This window comes from Bacillus sp. JJ1521 (genome assembly GCF_036965165.1).
Taxonomy (GTDB): Bacteria; Bacillota; Bacilli; order Bacillales; family Bacillaceae_L; genus Ferdinandcohnia.
The window spans coordinates 1-12,246 of sequence record NZ_JBALOX010000167.1; the positions used below are offsets into that span (position 1 = coordinate 1).

Here is a 12,246-nt window from a genome sequence, read left to right on the forward strand (position 1 = left end):
ACATAAAGGAAAGAGGTGATCCAATGGATCACCTCTTTTTCTATCCTTTAATTTCCGCCGTTATCATTACCATTGCCGTTATTTCCATTTTGATTACCATTACCATTTCCCCCGTCTGCTGGAGGAGTAGGTGGCGGAGGAGTTACCACTTCTGGTTCAGGCTTATAGTCACCACTCTTAATTAGAGCTGAATTTGCAAGTGGTGTTTCTTTACCAGTAACATCGACGGCAGTGACATAGTAGGCTGCAACGCCGTTTCCAACATTAAATTGTAGATCCTTTGTAGCAGGTATACTACCTATTTTCTTGAAATCTGCAGTAAAATTAGCAGCGCCATAAATTCGATAACCAATTACATCATTGTGTTCATGTTTAGCCCATCTCAATATGCCAGAAGAAATCGAAGCACCTTGTACTTGGGATGGAACAGAGCCATTGTCTTTTAGCTCCTCTGTTTCCGTAATAACTAGGTTCTTCCAACGACTGTTATCAGGAAGCAACTGTTCAATTGCTTTTGAATCCTTCAAGCCGTTTTCTGCTAAAAATTCCTTCTTAATCATAACTCCTTCTTGGACAAATTCCTGTGGAGCACTTGCAGGAACACGATAGGCTTTTCCATTTACTTCTATATACTTACCTTTGACAAGATTGTCATCAACCTTCGTTGGAACAAATTTTGCGTTAAAAATATCTGATTGAACAAGACCAGCTTCTCGACATAAATCAGATGGAAGTAAGCCTGAAATACCACAGTAGGAACGTGATACGATTCCACCAGGCATCTTAAAGTTCTCTGTTGGCTTTACAAGATCTGGTTTTATATCATATACAGCATTCATCTGATTAGCCCAAAGAAGAATATTTCTTCTTGAATTAGAAAGCCCCTTATGTTTATCGACAGACTTTGGTGTATCATACCCAATCCAGGTTCCAAAGGTTACATTAGGGTTTGTCGCAACAAACCATATATCCTCTGAGTTATTTGTAGTACCAGTTTTACCAGCCCAGTCTGCATTAAACTTTAAGTAGCCTTTAAGAGACGAAGCAGTACCACCATTTATAACATCACGCATCATATCAATCGTCAAATAGGCAGTTTGTGGAGAAAATACATCAACAGGTTTTACCTCGTGCTCATATATTACGTCTCCATCATTTGTCACAATCTTTTCGATCATATATGCATCGATAAACTTGCCATCATTTGCAAAAGTAGTATATGCATTTACATTTTCTTCAACTGAAACACCGTTCGTCATACCACCAATAGAAATGGATAGACCTTGGTAGTCTTTTTCGTCTAGGGTAGTGTAGCCCATTTTTTCTAAAAATGTAACTGGGCGAGTATCAAAGGCTTTTAAATATGTTTTGAGTGCTGGAATATTCCTTGATAATTTTAAAGCATGTCTTGCCGACATTAAACCATCAAAGTCATTTGGACCGCCAAAGTTTTGTGGGGTGTAATTCCCGTAAGTAAATTTCACATCGGCAATCACACTACCCGGTTGTACCAGTCCTAATTCCATTGCAGGGGCATAGGCTAACAATGGTTTCATTGTGGATCCATTCGGACGTTTTGCCGGGTTAAAAGCATGGTTTGTTTGTTCACGCTCGAAATCACGCCCACCCACGAAGCCGAGTATTCGTCCAGTCTTATTTTCAATAAGTACCGATCCAAGCTCTTCTGGTTCCATGACGGTTACATATTCATTGGTTTCTAAATCTTTCTTTTTTGTTTGTTTATCAGGACCGAAATATTGAAAGTTTTTTACTGCCTCTTGCAATACATCATAAATGTCCTTGTCAATGGTAGTATAGATTTTGTACCCGCTTTGACGAAGGTTTCTGTCCGCAATTTCAGAGTAATATATACTTAAATCTTCGTTATCTTCAAGATCCTTCTCTTCATAGCCATCGTCTTTAGCCAATTTTTTCATTAAAATATCAGTTGCACGTTTTTCCACCTCATGCGTCAACCAACGATATTGTTCAATTGATTCAGACTTGGGCGGGGTAAGGTTTGCACGAATATCATATGCTAGTGCTTCCTCATATTGCTGTTGGGTGATGAAGCCACCTGTAAACATTCGCTCTAAGACTGTTTTCATTCGGTTTAGACCGGGTTCTAAATTTTCTTTGACCATTCCGCCCTGATTGGAGAAAGGTGTATAGACATATGGGTTTTGTGGTAGACCAGCGATAAAAGCTGCTTGTGGCAGGTTTAAATCCTTTGCATCTACTCCGAAAATCCCTTGTGCTGCTGTTTGAACCCCGGCAATATTTCGACCTGATGAATTACGGCCATAGGGAATAATGTTTAGATATGCTTCTAGTATTTCATCCTTATCAAAAAACTTTTCAAGTCGTAATGCAATTAAAATTTCCTTTGCTTTCCGATCAAACGATACTTCATTTGTGAGAATTTGATTCTTAATCAATTGCTGTGTTAGTGTACTTCCTCCAGTTTGGATGGGTGAACCAGTTACATCCTGAACAATAGCACGTAGAATGGATTTTGGAACGACGCCATCATGCTTATAAAAGTACTGATCTTCAGTTGCAATTACAGCATCCTTGATATATGGAGAAATTTCATTAAGTGATACCTCTTCACGATGTAGATCTGCCCGTAATTGGCCAAGATAGACTTCGTTTGAAAAATAAACCTCTGTATTTTCTTCGTAATTATAAATATCTTTCTGTAAACTTTCATAGCTTCGAACAGGTTCGTCTTTTACTAGGGATGCGAAGTATCCAGCACCTGCTCCTCCGGCAAAGCCAAGACCAAGTATCGAAATAATAAAGAAAAGTAAAAATAAATTCCATACAACACCGTATGTAACTCTTACACTTTTACGGGTTTTCTTTCCAGCTATTACATTAACTACTTTATTCGATGTGACATTTTGCCAAAAAGCGTTAATTTTTTCAAATATCTGTGATTTATTAAAATTCATAATCATCCCCCTAAAAATCCAAGTTTATTATAGCATATACGATAGTGACTTTAATATTTTTTTATGAATTTCCATTATTTAATTTGACAATATTAGACGAAATGTGATAGAAAAACCTTATTATGCCGTAAAAAGGAGACTTGAACATAAATGGATGTTATTCAGGATTTGACCTATAGAGGTCTAATAAATCAAGTAACGGATGAGGAAGGCTTACAACATACTTTAGCAAATGAAAAGATTAAATTGTATTGTGGATTTGATCCCACAGCTGATAGCTTACATATCGGACATTTAGTAGGGATTTTGACGTTGAGAAGATTCCAGTTGGCTGGACACCAACCGATAGCATTAGTTGGAGGTGCTACTGGACTTATCGGTGATCCAAGCGGTAAAAAAGCGGAAAGAACGTTGAATCCGAAAGAGGTTGTCGTGCAATATAGCAATAGCATTAAGGAGCAACTTTCTCGCTTTTTAGATTTTGAAGCAGAAGGGAATCCAGCTGAAATTGCGAATAACTATGATTGGATCGGAAGCTTAGATTTAATAACTTTCTTACGTGATATCGGAAAGAGTTTTGGATTAAATTACATGCTTGCTAAAGACTCCGTCCAATCACGATTAGATGCTGGTATATCATTTACAGAGTTTAGTTATATGATTTTACAATCCTATGACTTTCTAAAGCTGTATGAAAATGAAGGTTGTCGACTTCAAATTGGCGGAAGTGACCAATGGGGAAATATCACAGCTGGACTAGAATTGATCCGTAAGACAGTCGAGGATGCGAAAGCATTTGGTCTAACTATTCCACTTGTAACGAAGTCCGATGGAACTAAGTTTGGTAAAACAGAAGGTGGTACAATCTGGTTAGATAAAGAAAAAACGTCACCATATGAGTTTTATCAATTCTGGATCAATACGGATGATCGTGATGTTGTACGTTACTTGAAATATTTCACATTCCTTTCAAAAGAGGAAATTGAAAACCTTGAAACAGATATCCAAAATGCACCAGAAAAACGTTTGGCACAAAAGACACTGGCAGAAGAGGTAACGAAACTGGTTCACGGAGAGGCAGCGCTTGAACAAGCGGTGAAGATTTCTACAGCATTATTTAGTGGTACAATTAGTGAATTAAGTGCCGAGGAGATTAAGCAAGGCTTTAAGGATGTACCTTCTTACGAGTTTGCTGGAGATGGTGAGGTTAGTTTAGTTGATTTATTAGTCATGAGTAAAATATCTCCATCAAAGCGTCAGGCTCGTGAGGATATTGGAAATGGGGCCATCTCTGTAAATGGTGAGAGAATTCAAGAGGTAGATGCGCTTCTTGCTGAGCAACATCGAATCGAAGGTCAATTTACAGTAATCCGTCGCGGTAAGAAAAAATATTTCTTGATTAAATACTAAATGAAGATAAGGTGTTCCTACGGGAGCACCTTAATTTTTTTCAAAATAGATAGTGGAAAGGGATGCCACTTTTTTTTATGTGAAATATGCGGTTTTATAATTATAATGGACTGGGTAACAAAATATAAATAACAGTGCAATATATTAATGCTTTATAATTTGGGGGAAACATTATGATTTCAAAGGAAAGCAATATTAAATTTGTTGTGACAGGCTTATTACTAGGTATTCTCATGTCAGCTATGGATAATACAATTGTGGCAACAGCAATGGGTACGATTGTTTCAGACCTTGGAGACTTTGATAAATTTGTTTGGGTGACATCTGCTTATATGGTTGCGGTGATGGCGGGAATGCCGATATTCGGTAAATTATCAGATATGTTTGGACGTAAGCGATTTTTTATATTCGGATTAGTTGTCTTTTTAATTGGGTCGGCACTTTGTGGGATTTCTCAAAGTATGGTTCAGTTAAGTGTTTATAGGGCTATTCAAGGTATTGGGGGAGGTGCGTTAATGCCAATCGCCTTCACAATTGTCTTTGATATTTTTCCACCAGAAAAGCGCGGAAAAATGACAGGGCTGCTTGGTGCGGTCTTTGGGGCCTCAAGCGTACTAGGTCCATTATTAGGCGCTTATATAACTGAATATATTAGCTGGCATTGGGTATTTTATGTCAATATTCCGATTGGACTTTTATCACTTTTTCTAATCGTTCGCTATTATAAGGAATCGTCACAGCTCGAAAATCAGAAAATTGACTGGGGCGGGGCGATCACACTCGTTACAGCAATTGTATGTTTAATGTTCGCATTAGAATTAGGTGGAAAGAAATACACTTGGGATTCGGTTCAGGTTATTAGTTTACTTTCTGGATTTACAGTGTGTTTTATTGCATTTATCCTTTTTGAGCTTAAGGCTAAGGAACCAATTTTACCTTTTTGGCTATTTAAAAGACGACTATTTGCCACTTCACAAATTCTGGCATTTTTATATGGTGGAACATTTATTATTTTGACGGTTTTTATCCCGATCTTTGTTCAAGCGGTGTACGGTGGATCAGCTACAAATGCTGGTTTAATTCTGATGCCGATGATGCTGGGTTCCGTAGCAGGAAGTGCGATCGGAGGGATTTTTCAAACGAAAACAAGCTTTCGTAATCTAATGATTATTTCCGTTATATCATACTTTTTTGGTATGTATTCTCTTAGCACGTTAACACCTGACACAACTAGAGAAATCATGACAATTTATATGATTATTGTTGGCTTTGGAATGGGCTTTTCATTTTCACTGTTGCCAACAGCTTCTGTTCACAATCTCGAACCGCATTTTAGAGGGACAGCTAATTCAACGAATTCATTTTTGCGATCATTTGGAATGACTATAGGAATTACTGTATTCGGAACCATTCAAAACAAGGTATTTACACAGAATTTAACAGATGCTTTTAAAGGAATGGACGGCGGCAAAGCATTAGGAAATATTGAGGATTCGAGGCAAATCTTTGAGGCAAGTGAACGTGCGAAGGTTCCTAGCTTTATTTTGGATAAAATAATTTATTCGCTTTCAGACTCTATCACAATTACATTTTTTATCGCCTTAATCCCTATCTTATTATCACTAGTTGTCATTTTCTTGATGGGAAAGGAAAGAGTAAGGTTAACGAAAGCAATTATTAAATGAATTATACAAATAAAAAACCCTAGAACCATTGATATATCAAGGTTTCTAGGGTTTTTAAATATGCTATTTACAAAGCATATTAATTAACGAGAGTAGAACTCTACGATGAATGCTTCGTTGATTTCTGCTGGTAATTCAGAACGCTCTGGTAAACGAGTGAAAGTTCCTTCTAGCTTATCAGCATCAAATGTTAAATATTCTGGTACGAAAGTAGTACCTTCGATTGCTTCTTTGATTGTAACAAAGTTACGTGATTTTTCACGAACTGCAATCGCTTGACCAGGTCTTACACGGTAAGATGGAATATCAACACGCTTTCCATCAACAAGAATGTGACCATGGTTAACTAATTGACGAGCTGCACGACGAGTACGTGCAAGACCAAGACGGTAAACTAGGTTATCTAAACGTGATTCAAGAAGAATCATGAAGTTTTCACCAAGAACCCCTTGCATTTTGCTTGCATTAACAAATGTATTGTAGAATTGACGTTCATTCATACCGTACATATGACGAAGCTTTTGCTTTTCTTGTAATTGTAAACCATATTCAGAAAGCTTCTTGCGTTGGTTTGGACCATGTTGTCCAGGAGCGTAAGGACGCTTTTCTAATTCTTTACCAGTACCACTTAATGAGATTCCAAGACGACGGGATAATTTCCAGCTTGGACCAGTATAACGAGCCATGAATGACTCCTCCTTCAATGTTTTTATTTTGTTGTAAAATAAAAACAGATGCGCTAGATGTTCTTGGCTATTTTGTTTTCATGTACCTTCGCCCTAGCAGCCAAGAGTTACGTGATACACCATCTTTGGGCCAAAGCCCATCAGAGGAACAAAATAAAACAAAAACCTACTCACATTTGCTGCGCTATTTTACACAACGATCATTATATGATTTTTAGAATAGGAAGTCAAGTTATCTTAAAATATACAAGTTAAAAAGTGAAAGTCGAACACATTTTGGTGAAAATCCTGTTTTAAGAAAGAATATTGTAATAAATTTGGATTTTTTAACATATAATAAGACATTTTTCATGCATTATCTATTATAATGAATATATAAAGTATAAATGTCAGATGGGTGATTAATCGTGAAATTTCCAAATGAAGATTTAAGATATGAGCAACTATTTAGAGTAACCTCGAAGTTTCATTCAACAATGGACATAGATGCTGTGCTTGAAGAGGTTATAAATACATTACAGGATGTATACCCATCGTTCACATATACCTTATTTCTAGCACATGATAATACGAGACATAAAGTTATTCCAATTAAGGATATAAAAGAATATGAACATGGTGAAAACTCGCCTGTTATGCAAGCGTTTATAACTGGAAATTTGCAACTTGAAAATTCGTTTGCCGATAAAAAGTCCATGATTTATGCTCCGCTAAAAGGGCGTCAGGGAGTTTATGGAGTCCTGGAAATTAATGCACATTATGCGTTGGAATTTCCTAAATCAGAAATTCAATTTATTGAACTATTGGCAAATACAGCTGGACATGCTTTCGAAAATGCTCAGCTTTACCAACAATCAAAGCAATTAATTTCGGATCTTCAATTAATTAACGAAACTTCACATAAGTTAAATTCAAATTTGAGATTAACAGATACATTGACATTCATGTCATCTCAAATCAGAAATTCCTTTGGCGCCAATGAGGTAGGTTTCTTCGTGCAAACGAATGAACAAATAGAGGTACTTCCAGGAAGTACTACTTTTTTTGAAGAAGGGCATGGGGAGCCTTATGTATTATTTAGCCTTGACCGAATCTTAACAGAAAAAGAAGCTATTTTCATCGGAGATTTACAGGTCGACTCGACATTTAGTGGTTCCCCTTATCGCTCCATGATGTCTGTTCCGATGGTACAACGCGATGAAATCTTGGGAGTAGCAATAGTCTTGCATAATTTACCATATTTCTTTGCTTTCGATAAGTTTAAGCTTCTACAATCATTAATTCACCATTCATCCTTAGCTTTTACAAATTCAATTCTTCGGGAGGAGCTTGAGAAGCTAGTGATTACTGATTATTTAACAAAGCTTTATTCACGTAATCACTTAGAGGATTGTGTGCAGGAATCATTGGAAACGGATGCTTTTGGTACATTTATTTTAATTGATATTGATGATTTTAAAGGAATTAATGACACGTACGGTCACCAAGTAGGGGATGAAGCGCTCGTTCAAATTGCCAATCTAATTAAGGAAAACATCCGCGACCATGATATTGGAGCTCGTTGGGGCGGGGAAGAGCTGGCAATATATTTACCGAGAGTGAATTTAGCTTCAGGAATTGCTGTTGCTGAACGACTTGGGAAAAGAGTTGAACAGCAATCAAATCCTAAAGTAACGATTTCATGTGGTGTGGCAACATGGTCCAAGGAATGCAAAGAAACATTCCAAAGTCTTTTCCACCGTGCAGACAATGCTTTATATGTTGCGAAACAATCTGGGAAAAATCAAGTCATTGCAAGCGAGAATAAAGTAACTGAAGGACATTCTTAATTGGATGTCTTTCTTTTTGTCTTGTCTAAAAAACTTACAAACCCAAGTAAACCTCTATGAAAATAGAAAACGCTTTCAAAATAAACCTACCTATCATATGCTATTTATAGAAACGAAAGTCTTAAGGGGGATAATGGAACATGAATAATGAAAGTAAAAATTTTGATACATTAGCAATCCATGGTGGCGGTTCAACTTCCCCTAATGGGAGCTTAACACCGCCACTTTACCAAACTTCAACCTTTACTTTTGAGTCTGCAGAACAAGGCGAAGCACGTTTTGCGGGTGCTGAAGAAGGTTATATATATTCTCGGCTAGGCAATCCGACAGTAAAGCTTTTAGAAGAAAGAATTGCCATTTTGGAAGGTGGAGAAGCAGGGCTTTCATTTGGATCTGGAATGGCTGCAGTATCCGCTGTATTATTTGCTTTAACAAAATCTGGTGATCATATCCTTTGTTCACAGGGGCTTTATGGATGTACCTTTGGACTTCTTCAAATGATGAAGGAAAAGTATAACATCAATCATGATTTAAGTGATATGGACGATGAGGAAGAAATTCGCTCCAAACTAACTCCAAAAACAAAGGTGATCTACATCGAGACACCGATTAATCCAACTATGAAACTTATTGATTTACAAAAAATTGTTAAAATTGCTAAACAACATCATATCCCTGTTGTCGTTGACAATACCTTCTGTTCACCGTATTTGCAGCAGCCAATTAAATTAGGTTGTGATATTGTTGTTCACAGTGCGACAAAGTATATCGGAGGACATGGTGATGTGATCGCCGGACTTGTTATTGGAAAGAAGGATTTTATCCAAGAAGTAACAATGACAACGAAAAAGGATATAGGCGGGATTATGTCTCCATTCGATGCTTGGCTGCTACTTCGTGGGTTAAAAACTCTACCAGTGCGAATGGGTCGCCACTGTGACAATACGGAAAAAATTTCCGCTTTATTAAAAGAACATAAAAATGTAGAATATCTTTTCTACCCTGGAGACTCAGAAAACCCAGGCTATGAAATTATGAAAAAGCAAATGCGTATGCCTGGCGGATTAATTTCCTTTACAATCAAAGGCTCAAAGAAGGATGCGCAACGTATCTTAAATCGGGTGAAATTAATTAAAATTGCAGTAAGTCTTGGTGACACTGAAACACTTATCCAGCACCCAGCAACCATGACACACGCAGTTGTTCCAGAGGAAGCACGATTGAAAATGGGAATAACCGATAATTTAATTCGACTTTCAGTTGGATTAGAATCCTGGGAGGATATTTGGGAAGATTTAAATCAAGCACTAAACGATTAACTTTATTCAGCGTTTTTCCACCGCTTCTTTAAGTGGTGGGATAAAAATAGGCATATATTTAATTTTGGTTCAATCCATGACTGAAATAAAGGAACTCAGACTAAGATCGTCACATCCTGTGACAACGTCTGAGTGACCCACATCATGTGGGCCTAAAGCCTCCGGCGGATGCCACGATTTTTAAAAGGAAATTTTTCGAGCTTGCTCGAAAAAAATCGGGCGCAAATACGCCAAAGCGCATTTGATTCAAAAGCCAGTGAGACTTGGATTCCCACTGGCTTATTTTTATATATGATTTTCTAAAACTTTCACAAATTCTTCTAAGCATTGTTGGTCAACTTCATCAAAGCGTTCCTTGATTGGACTATCGATATCTAATACACCAAATACTTCACCATTCTTAATAATTGGCACAACAATTTCCGATTGAGAAGCACTGTCACAAGCAATATGCCCGGGGAAAAGATGAACATCTGCGACTCTTTCAGTCTTTTGATTTTGGGCTGCAGTACCACAAACCCCTCGTCCCATTGGAATTCGTACACATGCTGGTAACCCCTGGAAAGGCCCTAAAATTAATTCATTTCCTTTTTTCACGTAAAAGCCAACCCAATTGATGTTATCCAAAAATTGGTTTAGTAATGCTGAAGCATTTGCCAAATTGGCAATTTGATCTGGTTCATCTACTAATAAAGCTTGAAGCTGTTTTGTCACAAGATTATAGTCATCTACTTTATTGCCTTTATATTGTTCGACATGAAACATGATTGTTCCCCTCCATTTGAGTATTTCCTACATAAATTATATCAAATAATAGCTTATAACGCGTGACTTGTCGATAAAATCTTAAAGGAATCGGCCTTTGCTTAGCGAAATCTATACAATATTAAGGGTAAGGTGGGTTGATTATGAAAAATAAAAGCATGAAACAAAAAATTATTGATTCTTCCGTTTTTTTATTTAATACAAAAGGCTTTGATGGAACAACAGTACGTGAAATTGCAAAAAAAGCAAATTGTAATGTTGCTAATATCTCCTACTATTTTGGAAATAAAGAAGGTTTACTAGAACATCTAGTCTCGACTTACCTAGAGGGATATTTGACTTTTGTCGAACAAGCCTATATTGAATTGGATAATAGAACTGCTAGAGAATGTTTATTGCTTGCGATCAGGGGCATTATGGAGTATCAAAAGGACAATCGCCACTTATCACGATTCGTTCAACGAGAAATTACCTTTGATACCACATTAATCCGTGAAATCATGACCACCTATATGGCAAAGGAAAAATACTATTTTCAGGCCATTTTTGAAACTGGAATGAAACAACAGGAATTTGCACTTATTCCGATTCCATATGCCATCATGCAATTAAAGGGTATGCTATCGATGCCTTATTTACACCCTCAATATATGTCAGAGGTTCTACATTTGATGCCTTATGAACTCTATGTAAATGAACAATACTGCCATGAAATTGAAAAATGGGTCAACACAATGATCTGTAAACAACAACATACGATAAAAAACAAAGTGACACTATTCCCTGTTAATATTTAGTCGGTGAAACGAGAACCGCGTCATTATATAAAGCATCAAACCCTTGATTTAAATCCTTCCTGCTGTGGGCATCGGAACCATAGACGAGAGGGATTTTTCGTTTTATGGCCTCTCTAATGATTTGTTGAGGAGGATACACCTCACGACAAAGAGGCTTATTTATACCAGCTCCGTTATAGTCCAAAGAAAGCCCGAGGTCTGCAATCCTGTCTAGTATCTCGTTTATTTTATAAGTGAAACTTTTTGATGTTGGAAATTTTTTTTGAAACTTATGAACAAGCGTCATATGACCGATTCTTTTTGGTTTAAATTGACCAAGGTCGGATGTGACTGAACAGTGCAATGTATCATAATAAGCTTCATATACAGCCTCGACTGATGAGTAGTCTTGTATCATTGTTGCGAAAGTATCGGGACTATAATCGAGACAATAGTACTGATTCCCGTTTTTTAGGAAATGAACAGATAGAATACTATCATTCAAATATCGACCATACTCGTTTAAAAAGGCTTTTGTATCCTCTTCATAGCCCTCAATATAGTCGACCTCTAATCCGATATTAATTTTAATCTCGGATGCAAACTTTTTTTGAAGATCTGTTAAAACAGTAATATAATTTTCTAATTCATTTGGATCCATTCCACTATCCTTCCCGGGTGTGGGATCGACAAAACGTGCTGGTAGTGGAGCATGTTCTGTAAATGAAATTTCCTCAAATCCTAATTGAATGGCACAAGTAATATAATCCTCAAATCCATCCTTCGTACCATGTGGACAAAAGGGTGAATGGATATGAC

9 protein-coding genes are annotated in these 12,246 nt (G+C 37.1%); 5 read left to right on the top strand and 4 right to left on the bottom strand.

Annotation, left to right across the window (positions count from 1 at the left end; translation table 11 throughout):
- Window positions 1-47: 47 nt before the first annotated feature.
- Complete coding sequence (locus V7147_RS19950) at window positions 48-2,957, bottom strand: transglycosylase domain-containing protein (RefSeq protein WP_335369563.1); 2,910 nt, start codon at window positions 2,955-2,957, stop codon at window positions 48-50.
- A gap of 150 nt (window positions 2,958-3,107) precedes the next feature.
- Here V7147_RS19950 and tyrS point away from each other — a divergent pair, with 150 nt between their 5' ends.
- Entirely contained in the window at window positions 3,108-4,367 is a 1,260-nt protein-coding gene (gene tyrS, locus V7147_RS19955; RefSeq protein ID WP_335369564.1) for a tyrosine--tRNA ligase, read from the top strand.
- Window positions 4,368-4,540: 173 nt separating this feature from the next.
- On the top strand, window positions 4,541-6,052 hold the full coding sequence (locus V7147_RS19960) for an MDR family MFS transporter (RefSeq protein ID WP_335369565.1): 1,512 nt from the start codon (window positions 4,541-4,543) through the stop codon (window positions 6,050-6,052).
- An 83-nt stretch (window positions 6,053-6,135) separates the two neighbouring features.
- Here V7147_RS19960 and rpsD read toward each other — a convergent pair whose 3' ends face one another.
- On the bottom strand, window positions 6,136-6,738 hold the full coding sequence (gene rpsD / locus V7147_RS19965) for a 30S ribosomal protein S4 (protein ID WP_335369566.1): 603 nt from the start codon (window positions 6,736-6,738) through the stop codon (window positions 6,136-6,138).
- Between the two features lie 407 nt (window positions 6,739-7,145).
- Here rpsD and V7147_RS19970 point away from each other — a divergent pair, with 407 nt between their 5' ends.
- Both V7147_RS19970 and megL read left to right on the top strand, forming a co-directional pair.
- A complete protein-coding gene (locus tag V7147_RS19970; protein ID WP_335369567.1) occupies window positions 7,146-8,567 on the top strand; it encodes a sensor domain-containing diguanylate cyclase in 1,422 nt (473 codons plus the stop codon).
- Between the two features lie 140 nt (window positions 8,568-8,707).
- Window positions 8,708-9,886, top strand: a complete 1,179-nt coding sequence (gene megL, locus V7147_RS19975; RefSeq protein ID WP_335369568.1) for a methionine gamma-lyase — start codon at window positions 8,708-8,710, stop codon at window positions 9,884-9,886.
- A gap of 285 nt (window positions 9,887-10,171) precedes the next feature.
- Here megL and V7147_RS19980 read toward each other — a convergent pair whose 3' ends face one another.
- Window positions 10,172-10,651, bottom strand: coding sequence for a GAF domain-containing protein (locus V7147_RS19980; RefSeq protein WP_335369569.1), 480 nt, complete (start codon window positions 10,649-10,651; stop codon window positions 10,172-10,174).
- Window positions 10,652-10,794: 143 nt separating this feature from the next.
- On the opposite strand from V7147_RS19980, the gene refZ reads away from it, so the two are divergent.
- The gene (gene refZ / locus V7147_RS19985) at window positions 10,795-11,448 is read left to right on the top strand and encodes a forespore capture DNA-binding protein RefZ (protein ID WP_335369570.1); all 654 of its coding nucleotides are present in this window, start codon (window positions 10,795-10,797) and stop codon (window positions 11,446-11,448) included.
- Here refZ and hisJ read toward each other — a convergent pair.
- On the bottom strand, window positions 11,438-12,246 hold an 809-nt coding region (gene hisJ, locus V7147_RS19990; protein ID WP_335369571.1), incomplete at its 5' end, for a histidinol-phosphatase HisJ. The two genes, refZ and hisJ, sit on opposite strands and share 11 nt — an antisense overlap.